This is a genomic window from Dactylosporangium sp. NPDC050688 (assembly GCF_040654515.1).
Taxonomy (GTDB): domain Bacteria; phylum Actinomycetota; class Actinomycetes; order Mycobacteriales; family Micromonosporaceae; genus Dactylosporangium.
The window spans coordinates 287,690-308,255 of the sequence record NZ_JBFAIC010000003.1 but is presented as its reverse complement, the minus strand read 5'-3'; the positions used below and the strand labels follow the sequence as shown (position 1 = coordinate 308,255).

Genomic DNA, 20,566 nt, shown 5'->3' with positions numbered 1-20,566 from the left:
TTCAGCCCCCGTACCGGTTGGCGGGCTCGCGGTCCCAGACGAACGCGGGGTCGTCGGTCCAGCCGAAGCCGGTGAACAGCCGGTCGGGGCGGCCCAGCTGCCAGGCGGCGATGAACTCGCCGAGGTCGAAGCACCAGTCCAGCCCGGCGCAGGCGACCGACTCGGCCAGGGCCCGCACCGTCGGGGCGTCGTCGCCGAGGCGCTCCTTCGTGTCGACGGCGAGCAGCACGGCGGCGACGGCCGGCAGGAGCAGCAGCCCGGCGCCGCCGCTGACGGGCGCGGTCACGCCCCCGGCGACGGCGGTCGCGGCGAGGGTGCTGACCCGGTTGAGCTTCGGCCGGCCCCGGTGCGGGTGCACGTCGAGCAGCCACTGGCCGGATCGGCCGTACGTGACGAGCCGCCGGCACACGGTGCCGAGGTGCTCGATGCTGCTCTTGTCGTGCACGACCACGGCGTCGGCGTCGCAGACGATGCCGTGCCCGGCCGCGGTGAGCCGCAGCCCCAGGTCGACGTCCTCGCCGCCGACGACGGTCAGCGGCCGCGGCGCGAAGCCGCCGACGGCCTCGAACGCGTCGCGGCGCACCGCCAGGTTGGACGTGGTGGCCCAGCCGACCCGGCTCGCCTGCGCGGGCCACTCGAACGCCGAGTTCAGCAGCTTCGAGCGGGCCATGACCCGGAACACCGCGTTCTGCACGCCCTGCACGAACGTGGGCCCGGCGACGGCGCCGACGCCCTCGCCGGCGTCGCGCAGCGTCTTGGTGTGCCGCTGCAGCAGCTGCGGGGTGGCCAGGCAGTCGGAGTCGATGAACAGGATGAGGTCGTGGGCGGCGGCCCGGACGCCCTCGTTGCGTTTGGCACCCACGTGCCGCGGCCCGCGCAGGTACCGGGCCCGCAGCTCGGCGCAGTTGTCCCGGTGGGCCTGGGCGTCGGCGGGCTCGGAGTCGTCGACGACCAGGACCTCGACGGGCTCCTGGCACGCCGTCGCCGCCTCGCGCAGGCTCTCCAGCAGCCGGCGCAGCTGCGGCACCCGGCCCTTGACCGGGACGACGACGGACAGTCCCTTGCCGTGCACATCGCTCATACCGACTCCAAAGCGTTCAGGGCGACGGTCTCGAAGGCGTCCATGACCACCGGGACCGGCACGGGGACGAGCGGCGGGCCGCCGGGCGGGCCGGGCACGGCCCGCCCTGCGGTGTCGAGCAGGACCATGAGCACCTCGCCGGGCGCGCACGGGCCGTAGCCGCGCTTGTTGTCCTTGGCGAGCACGGCGCGGATCGCGTCGCGGTCCAGGTCGCGCAGGCGGACGGCCGCGTCGGGCAGGCCGAGCAGCGACACGAGCCGGTGGTGGGCGGCGACGTCACCGGCGGCGAGGCCGTGCCGGCGCCGGGCGACCTCGGCGGCGACGAGCATGCCCCAGGCGACGGCCTCGCCATGGCCGATGCGGCCGCCGCTGACGAACTCGATGGCGTGCCCGGCGGTGTGGCCGTACTCGAAGATGAGCGCCGCGCCCTGCTCGCGGGGGTCGGCGGCGACGTACGGCGCCTTCGCCTCCACGCCGATCTCCAGCAGCGCACGCAGCGCCGCCCGCCGGTCCGGGTCGGCGTCCAGCCCTTCGAGGGCGCGGGTGAGCTTCGGCTCGAGGCCGGGCGCGGCGACGAGCACGTTCTTGACCATCTCGGCGAGGCCGGTGAGCAGGTCGGTGCGCGGCACCGTGGACAGCCACGCCAGGTCGCAGGCGATGAGCGCGGGCACGAAGTAGGTGCCGGCGAGGTTCTTGCCGGCGCTGAGGTTCACGCCCTGCTTCAGCGAGACGGTGGCGTCGAACGCGGCGACCGGTGTGGTCGGCAGGTGCACCAGCCGGGTGCCGCGGAACAGCAGCGCCGCGGCGAGCCCGGCGATGTTGCCGACGGTGCCGCCGCCCATCGCCGCGACCGCCGAACGGCGGGTCAGCCGGCCCGCCACCGCCGCCTCCAGCAGGTGCTGCACGGTCGGCAGCGTCTTGTGCCGCTCGGCGGCCTCGACCTGGACCCGCTCGACCCGCACCCGCCGGGCCAGCTCCGCGGCGACCGCGTCGGCGTGGCCGCGGACCCGGTCGTCGGCGACGAACAGGATCGCGTCGAGGTCGCCGAGCCGGTCCAGGACCGCGCCGGCGAGCGCAGCCGCGCAGTCGGTGCCGTACAGGTACGGCACCGTGGCGTCGCCGAACGCGAGCGTCAGCGCCTCATACGGGGAGCGCATCGTAGTCCACCTTCCCGTTGGCGCGGCGGGGCAGCCGGTCCAGCGCCGTCACCCGGACCGCGGTGCGGTGGATGCCGAGCCGCCGGCCGACGAGCGCGGCGACGTCCTTCGCCTGCGCGGCGGCGAGCCCCTCGCACCACACGAGGATCCGGTCGTCGCCGGCGAGGGCGGCCGCGGGTGCGAGCGCGGCGGCGGCGTGCTCGACGGCGTCGAGGTCGACGCGGACGCCGTACGCCTTGCCGATGCGGTTGAGCCGCCCGGACAGCCACAGGTGCCCGTCGGCGTCGAGCCGGCCCCGGTCGCCGGTGTGCAGCACGCCGCGCAGGTCGTCGCCGCGGGCCAGGTCGCCCGCGGTGTCGGCGTAGCCGAGCATCACCGCCGGGCCGTGGCACACGACCTCGCCGCCGTCGGCGATGCTCAGCCGCATCCCGTCGACGGGCGGCCCCACGCAGCCGGTCTTCGCCGGCAGGTGCTCCGGCGGCAGGACACAGATGCGGGAGCCGGCCTCGGTCTGGCCGTACATGCTGTGCAGCCCTCCGCCGTGCGCAGCCATCGCCGCGGCGAAGTGGCCGGTCAGCCGGTCGCGCAGCCGGCCGCCGGACACGGCGAGGCTGCGCACGGCCGGGGTGTGCGCCGGCTCCCACGGCAGCCGGGCGAGCAGCTCGAACGTGTGCGGCACGCCGGTGATCGCGGTGACCCGGTGCCGCTGGACGCTCGCCCAGAACGCGGCGTCCAGCACGCCGCGGGGCTCCAGCACGACGGTCGCCCCGGCGAGCAGGTGGCTGTGCAGGACGCTGAGGCCGAGGGTGTGGAACAGCGGCAGGCTGGTGACGGCGACGTCGTCGGCGCCGATGCGCAGGGCCTTGACGATGGCGGTGGCGGCCGCGACGACCGCGGTGCCGGAGTGCCGCACGAGTCGCGGCGCGCCGGTCGAGCCGGACGTGGCCAGCAGCAGCGCCAGGTCGGGGTGCAGGTCGGCGGTGGCGCCGAACCTGTCGGTGAGGTCGCCGGCGGCGGCCGGGTCGCAGGCGAGCGCGGCCCGGCCGGTGGTGAGGGCGGCGAGGTAGTGCAGCACCGGCGCCGCGCCGGCGCGCATCGGGCAGACGACGACGCCGGTGCGGGGCAGCCGGTCGGCGGCGGCGGCGATCGCGGCGGTGAGCCGGTCGCCGCTGTACTGCTCGCCGGTGACCGCGTCGACGAGCCGCGCGCCGGGCCCGACGATCATCGCCCGGCCTCCCGCACGCGCCCGGCGTGCTCTGCGCGCCCGGCGTGCTCTGCGTGCCCGGCGTGCTCTGCGTGCCCGGCGTGCTCTGCGTGCCCGGCGTGCCCTGTCTGCTCGGCCTGCGCGCCGCGGCTGTCCTCGGCGAGGAGGCGGCGGACCTCGTCGTCGTCGAGCGCGCCGATCTCGGCGAGGAGCAGCTCCTCGACCGCGACGGCGAGCGCGGCGACGGTGGTGTGCCGGAAGATCGTGCGCAGCGGCACCTCGACGCCGGCGCTGGCCCGCAGCCGCGCGGTGACCCGGGTGGCCAGCAGCGAATGCCCGCCGAGGTCGAAGAAGTCGTCGCCGGCGCGGATGCCGGCGACGCCGAGCACCTCCTGCCAGACCTCGGCGACGAGCTGTTCGGCGTCGCCGGTGGGCGGGCGGCCCTCCCCCGCCGCGGCGGCGACCGGTGGCAGCGCGGCCCGGTCGACCTTGCCGTTGCGGGTCATCGGCAGCCGGTCGAGGGTCGCGTACGCGCGCGGGTGCAGGTACGGCGGCAGCAGCCGGTCCAGGTGCGCCCGCAGCGCGGCCGGGGCGGGGACCGTGGCGCCCGGGGCGGGCACCAGGTGCGCGACGAGCCGCCCGTCGCCGTCGGCGGTGACGACCGCGTGCCCGACGGCGGGGTGGGTGAGCAGCGCGGCCTCGACCTCGCCGGGTTCGATCCGGTACCCGCGGACCTTGAGCTGGTCGTCGGCGCGGCCGAGGAACTCCCACGCACCGTCGGGCCGGCGGCGGGCCCGGTCGCCGGTGCGGTAGTGCCGGACCCCGCCGATGTCGGCGAACCGCTCGGCGGTCAGGCCGGGGTGGCCGAGGTAGCCGGCGGCGACGCCGTGCCCGCCGATGACGAGCTCGCCGGCGACGCCGTCGGGGACGGGCGCGCCGCCGAGGCCGGTGACGTGGACGCAGGTGTCGCCGATGGGGTGCCCGATCGGCGGGCGGCCGGCGGTGTCGGCGGGGGTGAGCGCGGCGGCGGTGGCGATGATGGTCGCCTCGGTCGGCCCGTACGTGTTGAGCACCTCGACGCGGTCGCCGGCGTGCGCGAACCAGCGGCGCAGGGCGTCGGGCCGGACCTGCTCCCCGCCGAGGATCAGCAGCCGCAGCCCGGGCGGCCACGCGACGGCGGCGGGGTCGGCGCACAGCTCGTGCCAGTACGACGTGGGCAGGTCGAGCACGGTGACGGACTGCCCCTGCTCGGTGGCGAGGAAGTCGGGCAGCTCGGCGCGGGCGCCGGTGGGGATGACGAGGGTGGCGCCGGCGGCGAGGCACGGGTACACCTCCTCGCCGAACGTGTCGAAGGCCGGCGACGCGAACTGCAGGACCCGGTCGGCGGGGCCGAGGCGGTACCGCTGCCGCATCCACCGCACCCGGGCGGCGAGGGCGGTGTGGGGCACGGCGACGGCCTTGGGGCGGCCGGTGGACCCGGAGGTGTACATCGCGTAGGCGATGCGGCCGGCGGTGGTCTGCACGCCGGTGCGGGTGACGCCGGCCGGGGTGACGACCACGCCGGCGCCGCTGTCCTCGAGCTGGGCGGCGGTGCGGGCGGGCGGGGCGTCGGGGTCCAGGGGCAGGTAGCCGGCGCCGGCCCGCCACGCGGCGAGCAGCGTCACGACGAGGTCGGCGCCGGGCGGCAGCCGCACCGCGACGAGCCCGCCGTGGCCGTCCAGGTCGGCGGCGAGCCGCCGGGCGCGGGCGTCGAGGTCGGCGTAGGACAGCACGGTGTCGCCGTGCACGACGGCGGGTGCGGCGCAGGTGAAGTCGATCAGGTCGGGCACCGTGGCGTCCGGGACCGGCGGGGCGCACCGCCAGGTGCCCTGCTCGGCCTCGGTCAGGCGGGTGTACAGGGTGGACAGCCGCGCGTCGGGGTCCTCGGCGGCGAGGCGGAGCAGCTCGCCGAAGCGGCGCACCAGCGCGGCGACGCTCGCCGGGTCGAACAGGTCGCGGCGGGAGTGCGCGACGACCTTCAGCCCGCCGCCGCCGGCGAAACACTCGAAGGTCAGGTCGAACTTCACCGCGCGGTGGCCCGGGTCGACGTACTCGGCGGTGATCCCCGGCAGCGCCAGGCCGTGGTCCTCGGCGCCGCCGTGCACGATGAGCATCGTGTCGAACAGCGGGGTGCGGGCCGGGTCGCGGCGCACGTCGAGGCGGGCGATGAGGTCCTCGAACGGCACGTCGCGGTGCTGGTACGCCTCGACCGCGGTCGCCTTCACCCGGCCGAGCAGCTCCCGGAAGGTGGGGTCGCCGGCGAGGTCACCGCGCAGCACGACGGTGTCGAGGAAGTACCCGATGAGCGGTTCGACGTCGGTGCGGTCGCGGCCGCTGACCGGGGTGCCGACGCTGATGTCGTCCTGGCCGGTGGCGAGGCCGAGCAGGGCGAGGTAGCCGGCGAGCAGGGTCATGAACGGTGTGGTGCGGCCGGCCCGGCCGAGGGTGCGCAGGTCGGCGGCCCGGTCGGGGCCGAGCTCGAAGCCGTCGAAGGCGCCGGCGGTGCCGCGGCGGGCGGGTCTGGGGCGGTCGGTCGGCAGGTCCAGGACGGGGGCGCCGGCGAGCCGGCCGGCCCAGTAGGCGAGGGCGCCGGCGCCGTCGGGGCGCGGGGCGCGGGCGTGCTCGGCGTACTGGGTCGGCAGCGGCGGCAGGTCGCCCGGCAGCCCGGCGAGGCGGGCGGTGTAGGCCTTGGCGAGGTCGTCGCGCAGGATGCGCAGCGACCAGGCGTCGGCGAGGATGTGGTGCAGGACGAGCACCAGGATGTGCCCGCCGCCGCCTTCGGCGCCCGGACCGTCTGACATGGCGGGACCGTCTGACGTGGCGGGCAGGCGCAGGATCGCGGCGCGCAGCGGCGGGGCGGCGGTCAGGTCGAACGGGGTGTTCGCGAGGGCGGCGACCTCGGCCGGGGCGGTCGCGGCGGTGGTGTCGCGGACGGCGACGCCGGGCCGCCAGCCGTCGAGGACCTCCTGGACGGGGCCGGCGCCGTCGAGCGGGAACCGGGTCCGCAGCGCCCCGTGGTGGGCCACGACGTCGCCGATCGCGCCGGCGAGGGCGGCGGTGTCGAGGGGGCCGCGCAGGCGGTACGCGAGCGGGATGTGGTAGTCCACAGCGTCCGGGTCGACCTGGGCGAGGAACCACAGGCGTTGCTGCGCCGGGGTGACGGGGGCTCTCATGCCATCACTTCCGCTGCGCTGCGGCCTGCTCATGCGTGCGACTCCACGGCCGCGGCGAGCTCGGCGACGGTGCCGGCGTTGAAGTAGTCGGCGAGCGGCACCTCGACGCCGAGGCGTTCCCGGACCCGGGCGGCGGTGCGGGCGATGAGCAGCGAGTCGAAGCCGAGGTCGTACAGGTCGTCCTCGGGCCGCACCGGGCGTTGCAGCACCTCGTCGACGATGGCGTAGACCGCCTGGGACGTCGTCATGAACCGGCGTGCGCGCGGTCGACGGTGTCGGCGACCGCGGCCAGCGACGGGGCGGACAGCAGCTCGCCGAGGGAGAGGCCGGTGCCGAGGCGTTCGTTGGTGAGGTCCAGCAGCAGCGCGGCGGTCATCGAGTCGCCGCCGAGGTCGAGGAAGTTGTCGTCGGCGGCGATCCGGTCCCGGCCGAGGGTCTCGGCCCAGATGCCGGCGAGCGCCTCCTGCGTCGGGGTGGCCGGCGCGCGGAACGTGTGGCTGCCCGGCCCCTGCGTGTCAAGGTCGGCGGCGCCGGCGGGCAGGGCGTCGACGGCGACCAGCACGTCGGGAAGGTCGGCCGGTTCGAGGGCCTGCCACAGGTGGTCGCGCAGGTCGACGGGGGCGGTGGCGAGGCCGGGCACGACGGCCAGGACGCGCCGCCCGTCCGGGGCGCGCAGCGCCTCGGCGCCGGTCACGCCGGGGTGCTCGCGCAGCAGCTTGACCGCAGTGTCCAGTTCGGACAGTGGTGCGCTCATCGGTGCTCCCTTTCCACGATGTACTGGGCCAGCTCGGCCACGGTCGGCGCCTCCAGCACGGCGATGGTGTCCACGTCGGCGCCGAGGTGCTCCCGGGTGGCGGCGGCGATGCGGGTGGCGGCGAGCGAGTCGCCGCCGAGCTCGAAGAAGTTGTCGGCGGCACCGACCGGGCCGGTCTGCAGCACCCGCGCCCAGACCTCGGCGAGGTCGCGTTCCAGGTCGGTGCGCGGCGCGACGTGCTCGGCGGGGTCGAGCTCGGGCAGCTCCCGCTTGACGACCTTCCCCGCCTCGTTGCGGGGCAGGTCCTCGACGATGCGCACGACGGCGGGCACCTCGGCGCGGGTCAGGTGCCGCACCGCGTGCTGGCGCAGCTCGGCGGCGGTGGTGTCCGCCCGGCCGGGTCTGAGCACGACGTACGCGGCGACGATCTCGCCGAGGACGGGGTGCGCGGCGCCGCGCACGGCGGCCTCGGCGACCGCCGGGTGCCGGGTGAGGACCTGCTCGACGCGGCCGGTGGCGACGTTGAACCCGCCGACGATGACGACGTCGGCGGTGCGGCCGGTGAGGAACAGCGTGCCGCCGGCGTCGACGTGGCCGAGGTCGCCGGTGCGGGTCCAGCCGCCGGCGACGTCGAGGGGGCCGGCGTCCAGCAGCTCGCGGGGTGGGGCACCGCCGGCCCGCAGCCACACCTCGCCGATCTCGCCGGGCGGCAGCGGCGCGCCGTCCGGGCCGGTGACGCGCACGGCGCTGGAGCCGACGGGCCGTCCGACGGCCTCGGGCCGGGCGGGGTCGAAGCGGGTGGCGACGCGGGCCGGGTACGTCTCGGTGGAGGTGTAGAAGTTGTGGAACGCCGCGTTCGGGAACACCGCGGCGAGGTCGGCCATGATGGGCACCGGCAGCGGCGCCCCGGAGAAGCTGACGCCCTTCACCGACGGCATCGGGGTCGCCTCGCCAGGCGCGGCGCGCACCAGCCAGTGCCCCATGGCCGGCACCAGGCACACGGTGACGGCCCGCTCCCGCCCGGCCATCGCGGTGAACCCGGCGACGGTGAACGCGCCCGTGGTCAGCAACGTGTGCTGGCCGCCGACGCAGTTGAGCAGGACCGCCTGGGCGGCGACGGACCCGACGGGCAGGGCGTGCGCGCACGGCTGGTTGGCGCGCGCCGCGGTGGGCCAGGCGACCTGGGCGCGCAGCAGGTTGGCGTGGGTGGCCACGACGCCGCGGGGGCGGTCGGTGGTGCCGGAGGTGAACACGACCTCGGCGGCGTCGCCCGGGTCGGCGCCGCCGTCGAACGGGTCGGTGGGGTGCCCGGCGCCGAGGTCGTCGCCGGCCCGCACGACCCGCGCGACCCGGTACCCGCCGGCGATGCGGGCCAGCTCGTCGTCGCCGAAGCGGGCGCCGGCGAGCAGGGCGACGGCGCCGGCCTTGAGGGTGCCGAAGTAGGCGACGGCGTACCGCGGCCAGTCGGCGCCGCCGATGGCGAGGGCGACCCGGTCGCCGCGGCCGACGCCGTGCGCGCGCAGCCCGCGGGCGAACGCGTCGGAGCGGGCGTCGAGCTCGGCGAACGTGAGGCGTTCACCGCCGTCCAGGACGACGGCGGGCCGGTCCGGCACCAGCCGGGCCGCCTGTCGCAGCAGGTCGGGCACGGTCCTCATGCGTCCTCCTCCGCGTGCAGGCGGGCGGCCAGCTCGGCCGGGGTCGGCGCGTCGAACACGTCGAGCAGCGACACGTCGCGGCCGAGGGCGTCGCCGATGCGGGCGGCCAGGATCGCGGCGAGCAGCGAGTGGCCGCCGCTGGTGAAGAAGTTGCTGCCCGGGCCGAGGTCGTCGCGGCCGAGGACCTGGTTGAACAGCGCGACGTACGGCGCGGCGGCACCTTCCGCGGAGTCCGTCGCGGCGGGGTGGTCCGCGGCCGGCGGGGCGGGCAGGGCCCGGTGGTCGACCTTGCCGTTGGCGTTGCGGGGCAGCGCCGGCAGCGGCACCAGGACGGCCGGGACGAGGTAGTACGGCAGGTGCTCGCGGGCGTGCCGGTGCAGCGCCGCGACGTCGACGACGGCCGGCTGGACGTAACCGACGAGCTGCCCGCCGCCCTGCGGGTCGCCGGCGAGGACCACGGCCGCGGCGGTCACGTCCGGGTGGCGCTCCAGGGCGGCCTCGACCTCGCCGGGTTCGATGCGCCGGCCGCGCAGCTTCACCTGCCGGTCGGCGCGGCCGAGGAGGGTGACGGTGCCGTCGCCGCGCCAGGTGGCGAGGTCGCCGGTGCGGTACAGGCGGCCGCGCACCGGGTCGGCCACGAAGCGCCGCGCGGTCAGGCCCGGGTCGCCGGTGTAGCCGCGGGCCAGGCCGGTGCCGCCGATGCACAGCTCGCCGACCAGGCCGGGCGGGGCGTCCTGGCCGTGCTCGTCGATGATGTGGAAGGACGTTTCGGCGATGGGCGCGCCGATACCGACGGGGTCGGCGACGCCGGCGGCGACCGGGGCGCTGGAGGACCAGATGGTGGTCTCGGTCGGGCCGTACACGTTGTGCAGCCGGCAGCCGGTGCGCAGCAGCCGCCCGGCGAGCGCGGCGTTGAGCGGCTCCCCGCCGCACAGCACGTGCCGGCCGCGCAGCTCGTCGCGGACGGCGCCGGCGGCGAGCCGCCAGATGGTCGGGGTGGCCTGCACCACGGCGACGTCGTGCCGGGCGACGAGGTCGAGCATGAGCGCGGGGCGGGTCTGGGCATCGTCGGGGGCGACGACCGCGCCGCCGCCGTGGGCGAGGGGCAGGAACAGCTCCAGGGCGGAGATGTCGAAGCCGAACGTGGTCAGCCACAGCACCCGGTCGCCCCCGGTGACGGCGAGCCCGGCGGCGAAGTGGCGCACGAGGTTGGCCAGGGCCCGGTGCGGGATCTCGACGCCCTTGGGCTGCCCGGTGGAGCCGGAGGTGAAGATGACGTACGCCAGGTCGTCCGGCCCGACCGCGGCGAGCCCCGCGTCGAGCCCGGCGGTGTCCTGCCCGGCGCCGGTCCCGGCGGTGCCCGGCGCGGCGGCGGGCCCCGCGCCGAGCCCGGCGGTGTCCGGGCCGGTCGTGCCCGGCGCCGGTTCGCGCATGAACGCCGGGTCGACGGTGGTGGTCGCGCCGGCGCGGGTCATCTGGTCGGCGAGGCGGGCCCGGGGCTGGTTCGGGTCGGCCGGCAGGTAGGCGGCGCCGAGCGACCACACCGCGAGGACGGCGGCGGCGAGGTCGGCGCCGCGCGGCAGGGTCACCGCGACGACGTCGCCCCGGCCCACGCCGCACGCGGCGAGCCGGCCGCGGACGGCGGCGGCCCGGCGGGCCAGGGACCGTCGCGTGTGGACGGTGCCGTCCGGGTCGAGCAGCGCCGGCGCGTCCGGGTCGTGCGCGTGCCGCCCGGCGATCCGGGCCGCGACCGTCGGCCCGGGCACCGGCGCCGCGGCGCCCGCGTTGACCCGCGCCACCACTCGCCGCTCCTGCTCGCTCCACAGTGGAAGCTCCGCCAGGGGCCGCCGCGGGTCGGCCGCGGCGGCGGCGAGCAGCAGCTCGAACCGGTCGGCGAGGGTGCGCACGGCGGCCTCGTCGTGGACCTCGGTGCTGTACACGGCCTGCAGCGCCACCCGGCCCGGCGTGCGCAGGACCACGAACTGCAGGTCGTGCCGGCTGGTGCCGGTGTCGACGGTGACCCACGCGGCGCCGGGCAGCTCGCCGGGGGCGGCGACCTGCGCCGGGGGCAGGAAGTTGAACATGTGCCGGAAGAGCGGCGACCGCCAGCTGCCGGAGACGCCCGGCAGCTCGCCGAGCAGGTGCTCGAACGAGACGCCGGCGTGGTCGAGGGCCTCGGCCATCCGGTCGCGGACCTGCGCCGCGAGGTCGGCGAAGCCGGCCCGCAGGTCGACGGTGAGCCGCACCGGCAGCGTGTTGACGTGGTACCCGACGGCGTCGCGGCTGCCGTGCCGGCGCAGGTTCACCGGGACGCCGACGACGAGGTCGGGGCCGGCGCCGTGCCGGGCGAGCAGCGTGGCGTAGACGGCGAGCAGCGCCATGTTGTCGGTGACCCGCAGCCGGGTCCGCAGCCGCGCGAGGGGCTCGGGGGCGAGGTCGCGTTCGAACCGGGCGCCGGCGAACGCGGGCCGGGCGGGCTCGGGGCGCGCCGACGGCAGCGGCTGCCGGGCCGGGTCGACACCGTCGAGCCGGTCCAGCCAGTACCGGAGGCCGGCCGGATCCGGCGGCGGCTCGTGCAGGACGGGTCCGGGCGGCGGCGGGTCGAGGGGCTGGCCGCTGGCGATGCGGTGGTAGGTGGTGGCGAGGTCGGGCATCACCACGCCGCCCGACGCGCCGTCGAAGACGATGTGGTGCGACACCAGGCACAGGACGCTGCCGCCCTCGTCCAGCGCGATGCCGTACACGCGCAACGGCAGCTCCACGGTGAGGTCGAACGGGCGCAGGGCCAGCTCGGTGAGGACCGTGCCGAGCTTCGCCTCGGCGGCGCCGAGCACCGTGACCGGCACCGTCGCCGCGCCCGGCCCGGCGACCTGGCGGACCGGCACCCCGTCGCGTTGCGGGAAGCGGGTGCGCAGGGCTGGGTACCGGCGCAGGACGTCAGCGGCGGCGGACTCCAGCGCGGCCGGGTCGAGGGCCGCGCTGGTGCGGATCGCGAGCGGCTGGTTGTCCACGGCCACCCCCGGGGCGAGGCGCTGGAACAGCCATAACGCCTCCTCCTTGCGGCTCAGCCCGGTCCCGGCCGTCATGGCGGCGGCACCGCGGCGCGGGCCGCGGCGGGCTCGGCGAGCAGCTGCTCCTGCGACACGTCCAGGCGCAGCCGGGGGCTGTCGCGCAGGGCCTCGGGCAGCCCGTGGTCGCGGGACAGCACGACGAGGTCGGGGCGCAGCCCGTCGAGGCCGACCGCCGCGCACATGGCGAGATACCGCAGGTTGGCCGCGACCCGCGCGCACAGGTCGGCGGTGATCGAGTCGGGCACGCCCTGCTCGCCGAGGGCCTTGCGGGCCACGACGGCGTACTGCTCGGCGAGGTCCTCCACGCCGGTGTCCGGCGGGGCGTCGGGCTCTGCACCCATCCGGCGCACGGCGGCGGCGTAGTGCTCCACGACCGTGCCGGGGGCGACGGTCACCGGGTCGAACAGCACGAGCCTGGCGCGCCGCGCGGCGAGGTCTCCGGCGAGCGCGGCGCCGGCGCAGAACCCGAGCACGGCGTGCACGTTTCCCAGTGCCGCGCTGCGCTGCCGCCACTCGGCGACGTGCGCGCGGGCGTCGCCGGGCGCGGCCGGCCAGCCCGTCTCGTCGCTGCCCCACACGGCGCAGTCCGGCGGCAGGTGCGGGGCCAGATCGGCGAAGTTCGCCTGGGCCCGCACCTTCGCCAGGGTGAAGTCGACCGCGGCGACGGTCCGCGTCCCGCTCGCGCCGCCCAGCAGGCGCCATCCCCCGATCGACACGCCGACGACGGTAATTCACCCATCGGTGGCCGTCGAGGGTTGTCGCACCTCGACTTTTTCGAAAACATCGACTCCCGTCCCGCTATTGACAATTCGTCCGAGGCCCGGCGAAGCTCAGTGACCATGAGTCCGGGGGCGTCCCGCCTGGCGCGCAGCCAGGAGACGCTGTGGGAGTTCGTGTCCTGCTTCGCACCGTCGGATCCGGGGGTGCTGGGCTACAACGTTTTCGAAACAACAACGTGGGACGATTCGGTCGACGTCAATGTATTTCGGCGTGCCGTCGGTGACGTCATCGCCCGCCACGACGCATTGCGCATCGTTTTCGACACCCTCGATATCGAGCCGCGGCTGCGAATACTGGACGGCATCGACCCGCCGGTGCAGTACGCCGACCTGACCGCCGAACCCGCGTCGCGGCAGGAGCTGCTGCGCGGCAGCATCCTCGGTGTCGAGCGGGGCCGCGCCTTCGACCTGCGCAACGGTCCACTGTGGAGTGTGGTGCTGCTGCGCACGGCGCCGCGCCGGTACGTCGTCGCCGTCACCCTGTTCCACCTCATCGCCGACGGCTGGTCCACCGGCGTGCTGCTGCGCGACCTGCGCGCCGCCTACCTCGCCCGGACCGGCGAGGGCCCGGCACCGCGCCCGCTGCGGCTGTCCTACGCGGCGGCGACGGCCGACCCGCAGCTGGACCCGGCCGCCCGGCGCCGCCGCGACGACTTCTGGCGGCGCACCCTCACCCCGCTGCCCGACGCGTGGCCGTTCGAAGGCGCCCCGCAGCAGGGGCAGACGCCGGACGTGACCGCCGAGGCGACCCTCGGCCTGCCCATCGAGCCCGGCCTCATCGGCCGGCTGCACGCGTTCGCCCGCGCCCAGCGGATCACGCCGTTCCTGCTGTACCTGGCGGCGTACCGGATCCTGCTGGGCGCCCGCACCGGCCGGCCGCGGCTGGTCCTCGGCACCGCCACCGCGGGCCGCGACGAGCCCGGCGCCGAGGACCTCGTCGGACAGTTCACGCACAACGTGTACGTCGCCTCCACCATCGGCCCGGACGCCACGCTGCTGGACGGCATCGGCACGGTCCGCACCGCCATGTACGAGGCCGTGCGGCACACCGCGTCGTTCACCGAGATCGCCCGCGCGGTGAACCCGGACTTCGACGCGCTGCGCCCGTGGCCGTTCCTGCTGCTGTACCACTCCTGGTTCCAGTCCGCGGCGCCCACCACCGACCCGCCCCCGGACCGCCGCGAGCACCGCTCCCGCGCCCGCAGGCCCGCCGGCGTGGTCCTCGACGACCGCGCCACCCAGCTGTGGGCCAGGCGCGGCGAGCCCGGCCTCGTGGTCCGCCACGACCGCCGCGGCGCCTCGATGAACTACAACCCGACGATCTACCCGCGGGCCACGATGCTGGAGACCCTCGAGGGCTACACCACCGTGCTCAACGCCCTGCTCACCGACCCCGACCAGCGCCTCGGCGACCTGAAGCTGCCCTGATCGGCTGGCACAGCGCCGGTGGGCGGTGCCGGCCGCCGCGTGGTCCGGTGCCCTACGCTGCAGCGGTGGCCGAGATCGCCGGGACGTTCGAGATCCACCTGACGGTCGACGGGCCCGGGGCGCCGGACCTCGCCGGCTTCGCCGGCCGCCACGGCGTGCGGTTCGTGCACATCGTGCTGGACCAGGGGCGGCACCCGTCGCAGCCGATGCTCACGGTGCCCGCCCGCGGCACCCTCGACGAGGCGCGGGCGCTCGCGCGGCGGTGGGGGGACCGGCTCGCCGCCCGGGGCACCCCGGCGACCCGGGTGAAGATCGAGGCGGCGCCCTGGTGCGACGGCGTGCCGCAGGACGACGCCGGCGCGGCCGCGGAGCCGCCCGGGCGGTACTTCGAGCACCACGTCAAGCTGCTGCTGCCGGCAGACCCGGCCGCCGCGCTGCGGGCCGCCGCCGACGTCGCCGCCGCGCACGGCGCCCGGCTGTCGCGCAACGCGCGGCGCCGCGACGGCGAGGGCCGCCAGGAGCGCTTCCTCACCGCCCGCTGCCACGGCGTGGGCCTGGCGACCGCGACGGTGCGCCTGGACGCGTTCGTCGCGGCCCTGCGCACCGCCGGGCTGGAGGTCACCGAGGTCGAGCAGGAGTACGTCGTGGACGACTCCAACCTCGGCCTGGACCACGGCTGGCTCGACGGCCCGGGCGCGGACCTGCGGCCGGAGCCGGCACGCCTGCGCGGGCCGTCCCTCAGCCCGGAGTGACCTTCGTCAGGCGGCGGGGTGGCTCCGGCGCGCCGGCCAGGCGTTGCTGCTCCTCGGCGACGATCATCCGGGCGAGCTGGACCTCGGAGATGTCCACGGCGCCCGGGGAGGCCTGGGCGATGGTGCTGTGCCGCACGTACGCGTCGAAGAGCTGGGCCTTCGAGCCGAGGATCTCGATCATCCGCTCGTCGACGGAGTCGGCGATGAGCAGGCGGTGGACCTGGACGGTGCGGACCTGGCCCATGCGGTGGGCCCGGGCGATCGCCTGGGCCTCGATCGACGGCTTGACCTGGGGCTCGCACAGGATCACGACGGAGGCGGCCTGGATGTTGACGCCGACGCCGGCGGCCTCGATCTGGCAGACGAGGACGGCGGGCTTCGGCGCGGCGGTGAACGCGTCGACGATGCGCTGGCGGTCGGCGACCGGGGTGGCGCCGGTGATCGGGCCGCGGGCGTCGGGGCCGAGCGCGGCGCCGACCACGGCGAGGACGTCGCGGAAGTAGGAGAAGACCACGACCTTGCGGCCGTTGGCGAGCGCCTCGCGGGCCAGTTCGAGCAGGCGGGTCAGCTTCGCCGAGTCGTGCGGGCGGCGCACGGCGAACGCGGCCCGGCGCATCGCCATGAAGTTGCCCTCGCGCACGGCGTCGCGGTACGCGCGGCCGTCCTCGGCGCTGAACTGCTCCCACTCGTCGACCTGTACCAGCTCCGGCAGCTCGGTGAGCACGTCGGGCTGGTTGCGGCGCAGGTACACCGGGGCCGCCGCGCGCCGGAACGCCTCGACGCTGATCGCCGCGTGCTCCGGGCCCATGCCGGCGGCGACGTCCGGGCGCAGGTGCTCGATCAGGGCACGGAACTCGTCGATGCGGTTCTCCATGGGGGTGCCGGTGAGGAACAGCACCCGGTCGGACCGCGCCGCGGCCTGGTTCACCGCCTGGGACCGCTTCGCGTCGGGGTTCTTCACGTAGTGCGCCTCGTCGACGATCAGCATCGCGGGGCGCAGCGGCAGCTCGCCGAGGGCGCCGAGCGAGCCGAACGTGACGACGCCGGCGCCGCCCTGGGCCCGCCACCGGGCCGCCGCCCGGGAGCGGCCGCTGCCGTGCAGGGTGACGACCGGGACCGTCGAGTGCCGGGCGATCTCCCGCGACCAGTTGATCAGCACGCTGGCCGGGCAGACGACCAGGAAGTGGGTGGCGCCGCGGGCGGCCAGGTGCGCCATCGCGGCGATCGCCTGCACCGTCTTGCCCAGCCCCATCTCGTCGCCGAGCACGACCCGCCGCTGCACCAGCGCGAACCGGGCGCCGAAGGACTGGTACCCGCGCAACCGCAGACCGTCGCTGAGCCGGGACGTGTCCAGCTGCTGCGCGCCGACGCGTTCGACGATGTCGGCGGGCAGGAACCCCTCGCTGGCCGCGACGTCGCCGCCGAGGCCGACGACCTGGCTGAGCAGGCCGTAGTAGTCCGCGGAGCGCCGCTCGTAGTCGCGCCAGGCCGGCTTGGCGCCCGGCGGGCGTACGGCGCGCACCGCCCGGGCGGCCGCGGGCAGCCCGGCCGACTCCGCGGTGCCGACCAGCGCGCGGACCCGCCGGGCCGCCTCGTCGGCGGTGGCCCGGTCCGCGGCCCGCATGAACCACCGGCGCAGCACCCCCGCGCCGGCCGGCCCGGCCACCGGCCGCTGCCGGGACAGCTCCCCGGCGAGCCGCGCCGCGTCCGGCTCGTGCGGCCCGGCGGCGTGCCACACCGCGCCCCACGTGGCGAGGGCCCGCACGAGGCGGGTCATGTCCGGGTCCTTCGGGTCGAACTCGATGCGGAACTGCAGCGCGTCGCGCGCCGCCCGCTTGAGCTGCTCCGCGGCGTGGATGGTCCGGCGGGCCGTGCCGTCGCCGATGCCGGGCACCGCCGTGAGCCGTTGCGGGCCGGCCCGCAGCACGTCGGCGACCGAGCGGATGCCGTGCGCGGGCAGCTCGTCCAGCCGGGCCCGGCCGTCCACGGTGTCCTTCAGCGTCTCGATCGACATGGTGCCGAGCGCGGCCCACACCTGGGGTTCGCTCGCCCGCTCGTACGCCGCGACGACCTCGGCCCTGGCGGCGCCGACGATCCCGGCGACGGCCTCGGCGTCGCCCTGCACCTCGGCGGCCCTGGCCAGCAGCGCACGCGTCTCCCGGCGCCCCGCGGCCGTCATCCCGCCGCCCGGCGCCGGCGCACCGTGGGGCATCGCGCGGCCATGCCATGACGGTACCGACCCGCCGCCCGCACCGCTCGCCACGCCCGGCACCGCCGAGCTGTCACCAGGCCGTCACCAGGCGGCCGTCACCAGCCGGTCGCGGTGGCGGCGACGGCGCCGCCGCCGAGGAGATCAACGCCGGCCGGCTCACCGCCGAGCGCGCGCCGAAGGTCATCATCGCGACGCTGCTGCCGGCGTTCGCACCCGCCGGGGGCAGCGCTTCGCGGTGAGTCGCCGCCCGGCTGTCGACGCTGGTGCCGAGCTTCCGGGACTGATCAGCCCCGGCCGGACGGGCCAGATCCGTCTTGAGTCTTCGTTAAGAGTGGCTTAGATCGAGGCTCGACGGTGTCCGCGGCGGTTACGTTGGTGCTGGCCTGCCGGACGTCGCCGCCCCGCCGGGGTGGCCCGGGCAGCCACCGCCGAGTCGCCGGCCGGGCGCCCGCACGCCGGGCGTGGGCCGGGGAGCCGGGGAACCAACCGGGGTTTCCCAATGGGGTGAATCCGCGCCGCGGCGCGGTAGGGCACGCCTTCTTCTCGCCCGAATCCGTCAGCTAACCCGGTAGGCGGTCGCGGAAGAAGGACTGTGCCGTGTTCAACGGACGCATGACGCTGCGCACCGCGGTCGTCGCGCTGGCGGTGGCGGCGATGATCGCCCCGGCCTGCGCCGCGCACGCGGACCCGACACCCGAGGAGTTACAGGCCCAGATCGACAAGGGCAACCGGGAGGTCGAGCTGGTCGTCGAGCAGTACAACAAGGTCAACGGCGACCTCGAGGCCACCCAGGCGGCGATCGCGAAGCTGCGGACGGACCTGGTGCCGCTGCAGGCGAGCATGCAGGCCGCCCGGGACGACGCCGACACGGTCGCGGTCAACGCCTACAAGACCGGCGGCAACCTGGGCACCTGGTCGCTGATGCTCGGCGCGCGCTCCACCGACGCGTTCACCGACCGGATCGGCACCCTGCAGCAGATCTCCCGCAGCCAGCAGCGGGACCTGGCCGCGTACGGCACCGCGAAGGACGCCTTCGACGCCGAGCAGCAACGGCTCAACGGCGTCCTCGCCACGCAGAGCCAGCAGAAGATCGAGCTGGAGACCCGCCGCAAGAAGATCGAGGGCGACATCGCCCGGCTCGACGAGCTGCAGCGCAAGGCCGAGGCGGCGGCCGCCGCGGCGAAGGTGAAGCCGAAGACGACCACCACGCCGGCCAACCCGGGCCAGCCGCCGGCGGTCTCCGGCTCGGCGGGCAAGGCCGTCAGCTACGCGTGGGCCCAGCTCGGCAAGAAGTACGTGTGGGGCACCGCCGGCCCGAACACCTTCGACTGCTCGGGGCTGACGATGATGGCCTGGAAGGCCGCCGGGGTGACGCTGCCGCACAACGCCGCCCAGCAGTACCAGAAGGTCCGCCACATCTCCCGCAGCCAGCTCGCCCCGGGCGACCTGGTGTTCTACAACGGCCTCGGGCACGTGGGCATCTACATCGGCAACAACCAGATCATCCACGCCCCGAACAGCCGCACCGTGGTGAAGGTCGCCCCGATCGACATCGACTCGCTGTACGGCTACGGCCGGCCCGGCTGACGGCCGGCCGCCGGTTCCCCGCCACCGTCCAGGGCGGCGGGGAACCGGCGGCGGGACTCAGACCCAGCGGGGCGGGCTCGGCGGGCTCTCGTGCCAGCGGCGGTCCAGGGCGGTGACCACGTACGTGTAGTGCCGGCCGGGTTCCGCGGTCGGGTCGGTGTACATAGTGCCGCGCACCGTCGCCACGAGGTGGGCGGCGTCGGCGAGGTCGCAGGCGCCCGGCACGGTGGTGCCGTCGAGGCGGTACACGCCGTACGAGGTGACCTCGGCGAACGGGCCGGTGCCGGAGGCCGTCGGGTGCCACCGCAGCTGCACGCCGGCGTCGGTGCGCCGGGCGCCGGTGAGCACCGGGAACAGCAGCGGGCGGGCCGGGCCCCAGGCGGGCGGGAACGCGGGCCGGGTGCGGTGCTCGGCGGTGAGGATCGTCTCGGCGCCGAGGCGGTCCGCGCGGACCTGCACCGCGCTGAAATGCACGTCGCCGAGGACCTGCGGGTACTGCCGGTTGAACGTGAGATGGTCGGACAGCTCCTGCGGGTCGAACCAGTCCGCGGGCTGCCCGGCGGCGGCGACCTTGTAGTCGGCCTGGCCGATGTAGAGCTGGACGTCGGTGCCGGCCACGACGTCGGCCCACCACGGCACGAGCTTGGCGTAGTCGGCGACGGCGAAGCCGATGTGCCAGTACACCTGCGGCACGATGTAGTCGATCCAGCCCTCCTTCACCCACTTGCGGGTGTCGGCGAAGTTCGCGTCGTAGGACTGGGTGCCGTTGGTGTCGGAGCCGAGCGGGTCCGCGGCCTTGTTGCGCCAGATGCCGAAGGGGCTGACCCCGAAGCGCACCCACGGCTTGGCGGCATGGATACGGCCGTCCAGCTCGCGGACGAGCAGGTCGATGTTGTTGCGCCGCCAGTCGGCCTTGGTGGCGAAGCCGGCGCCGTGCTCGGCGAACGTGGCGTCGTCGCCGAAGTCCTGGCCGGCCGCCGGGTACGGGTAGAAGTAGTCGTCGAAGTGGACGCCGTCGATGTCGTACCGGGTGACGGCGTCCATCACGGCGTCCTCGACCCAGGCCCGGGCCGCCGGGATGCCGGGGTTGAGGTAGAGCCGGCCGGCGGCGTTGCCCACCGGGTAGGGCACCGCCCACTCGGGGTGCACCCGCAGCGGGCTGTTCGCCGGCAGCTTCGCCACGTCCGTGCCGGCGCCGCCGGGCGCGGGCATGCTCGCCCGGTACGGGTTGAACCAGGCGTGGAACTCGAGGTTCTCCTCGTGGGCCCGGCGCACCAGGTAGTCGAGGGGGTCCCAGCCGGGGTCCTGGCCGGCGACCCCGGTGAGGTACTGCGACCACGGCTCCAGCGGCGAGGGCCAGAACGCGTCGGCGTGCGGGCGGACCTGCACGATGACGGCGTTGTAGTTGAGCCGCTGGGCGAGGGCGAGCCAGCCGTCGTACTCGGCCTTGACCTCGGCCTCGCTCTTGCCGGGGGCGCTGGGCCAGTCGATGTTGACGACGCTGGCGATCCACATGGCGCGCAGCTGGTGCTTCGGCGTGGCCGGGTCGGTCACGCAGGTGGCCGGGGCCGTGCCGGTGGTGGTGGCCCCGGCCGGGCCGGGATGCACCGTGAGGGCCAGCATGATGGCGGCCGCCGAGGCGGCGAGTAAGGGTCGGACTGACATGGTGCACCT

15 protein-coding genes and 1 riboswitch are annotated in these 20,566 nt (G+C 76.2%); of the genes, 4 read left to right on the top strand and 11 right to left on the bottom strand.

Going from position 1 to position 20,566, the window contains the following annotated elements; all coding sequences use genetic code 11:
- Position 1 precedes the first annotated feature (1 nt).
- Genes AB0H83_RS05515 through AB0H83_RS05475 form a run of 9 tightly spaced genes read right to left on the bottom strand, consistent with a single transcriptional unit; the run spans position 2 to position 12,850 of the window.
- Positions 2-1,081 (bottom strand): glycosyltransferase, encoded by a 1,080-nt coding sequence (locus AB0H83_RS05515; protein ID WP_360087267.1) that lies wholly within the window; start codon positions 1,079-1,081, stop codon positions 2-4.
- Positions 1,078-2,238 (bottom strand): hypothetical protein, encoded by a 1,161-nt coding sequence (locus tag AB0H83_RS05510; RefSeq protein ID WP_360087264.1) that lies wholly within the window; start codon positions 2,236-2,238, stop codon positions 1,078-1,080. The genes AB0H83_RS05515 and AB0H83_RS05510 overlap by 4 nt, the downstream gene beginning before the upstream one ends.
- Complete coding sequence (locus tag AB0H83_RS05505) at positions 2,222-3,463, bottom strand: AMP-binding protein (RefSeq protein ID WP_360087261.1); 1,242 nt, start codon at positions 3,461-3,463, stop codon at positions 2,222-2,224. The genes AB0H83_RS05510 and AB0H83_RS05505 overlap by 17 nt, the downstream gene beginning before the upstream one ends.
- A complete protein-coding gene (locus AB0H83_RS05500; protein WP_360087258.1) occupies positions 3,460-6,654 on the bottom strand; it encodes a condensation domain-containing protein in 3,195 nt (1,064 codons plus the stop codon). Before AB0H83_RS05500 ends, AB0H83_RS05505 begins: the two co-directional genes overlap by 4 nt.
- Positions 6,655-6,683: 29 nt before the next feature.
- Entirely contained in the window at positions 6,684-6,902 is a 219-nt protein-coding gene (locus tag AB0H83_RS05495) for an acyl carrier protein (RefSeq protein ID WP_360087255.1), read from the bottom strand.
- Positions 6,899-7,408 (bottom strand): phosphopantetheine-binding protein, encoded by a 510-nt coding sequence (locus AB0H83_RS05490; RefSeq protein WP_360087252.1) that lies wholly within the window; start codon positions 7,406-7,408, stop codon positions 6,899-6,901. Before AB0H83_RS05490 ends, AB0H83_RS05495 begins: the two co-directional genes overlap by 4 nt.
- On the bottom strand, positions 7,405-9,063 hold the full coding sequence (locus tag AB0H83_RS05485; protein WP_360087249.1) for an AMP-binding protein: 1,659 nt from the start codon (positions 9,061-9,063) through the stop codon (positions 7,405-7,407). The genes AB0H83_RS05490 and AB0H83_RS05485 overlap by 4 nt, the downstream gene beginning before the upstream one ends.
- Entirely contained in the window at positions 9,060-12,149 is a 3,090-nt protein-coding gene (locus AB0H83_RS05480; RefSeq protein ID WP_360087246.1) for an amino acid adenylation domain-containing protein, read from the bottom strand. The genes AB0H83_RS05485 and AB0H83_RS05480 overlap by 4 nt, the downstream gene beginning before the upstream one ends.
- A complete protein-coding gene (locus AB0H83_RS05475; protein WP_360087243.1) occupies positions 12,146-12,850 on the bottom strand; it encodes a hypothetical protein in 705 nt (234 codons plus the stop codon). Before AB0H83_RS05475 ends, AB0H83_RS05480 begins: the two co-directional genes overlap by 4 nt.
- A gap of 123 nt (positions 12,851-12,973) precedes the next feature.
- On the opposite strand from AB0H83_RS05475, the gene AB0H83_RS05470 reads away from it, so the two are divergent.
- Complete coding sequence (locus AB0H83_RS05470) at positions 12,974-14,341, top strand: condensation domain-containing protein (RefSeq protein ID WP_360087240.1); 1,368 nt, start codon at positions 12,974-12,976, stop codon at positions 14,339-14,341.
- A gap of 65 nt (positions 14,342-14,406) precedes the next feature.
- Complete coding sequence (locus AB0H83_RS05465) at positions 14,407-15,093, top strand: hypothetical protein (protein ID WP_360087237.1); 687 nt, start codon at positions 14,407-14,409, stop codon at positions 15,091-15,093.
- On the opposite strand, the gene AB0H83_RS05460 is transcribed toward AB0H83_RS05465, so the two are convergent.
- A complete protein-coding gene (locus AB0H83_RS05460; protein WP_360087234.1) occupies positions 15,080-17,305 on the bottom strand; it encodes an SNF2-related protein in 2,226 nt (741 codons plus the stop codon). The two genes, AB0H83_RS05465 and AB0H83_RS05460, sit on opposite strands and share 14 nt — an antisense overlap.
- A 14-nt stretch (positions 17,306-17,319) precedes the next feature.
- On the opposite strand from AB0H83_RS05460, the gene AB0H83_RS05455 reads away from it, so the two are divergent.
- The gene (locus AB0H83_RS05455) at positions 17,320-17,544 is read left to right on the top strand and encodes a hypothetical protein (protein ID WP_360087231.1); all 225 of its coding nucleotides are present in this window, start codon (positions 17,320-17,322) and stop codon (positions 17,542-17,544) included.
- Between the two features lie 204 nt (positions 17,545-17,748).
- A riboswitch (cyclic di-AMP (ydaO/yuaA leader) is annotated at positions 17,749-17,895 on the top strand.
- A 7-nt stretch (positions 17,896-17,902) separates the two neighbouring features.
- Entirely contained in the window at positions 17,903-18,892 is a 990-nt protein-coding gene (locus AB0H83_RS05450; protein WP_360087228.1) for an NlpC/P60 family protein, read from the top strand.
- 57 nt (positions 18,893-18,949) lie between these two features.
- Here AB0H83_RS05450 and AB0H83_RS05445 read toward each other — a convergent pair whose 3' ends face one another.
- Positions 18,950-20,557, bottom strand: a complete 1,608-nt coding sequence (locus AB0H83_RS05445) for a family 10 glycosylhydrolase (protein ID WP_360087225.1) — start codon at positions 20,555-20,557, stop codon at positions 18,950-18,952.
- Positions 20,558-20,566 lie beyond the last annotated feature (9 nt).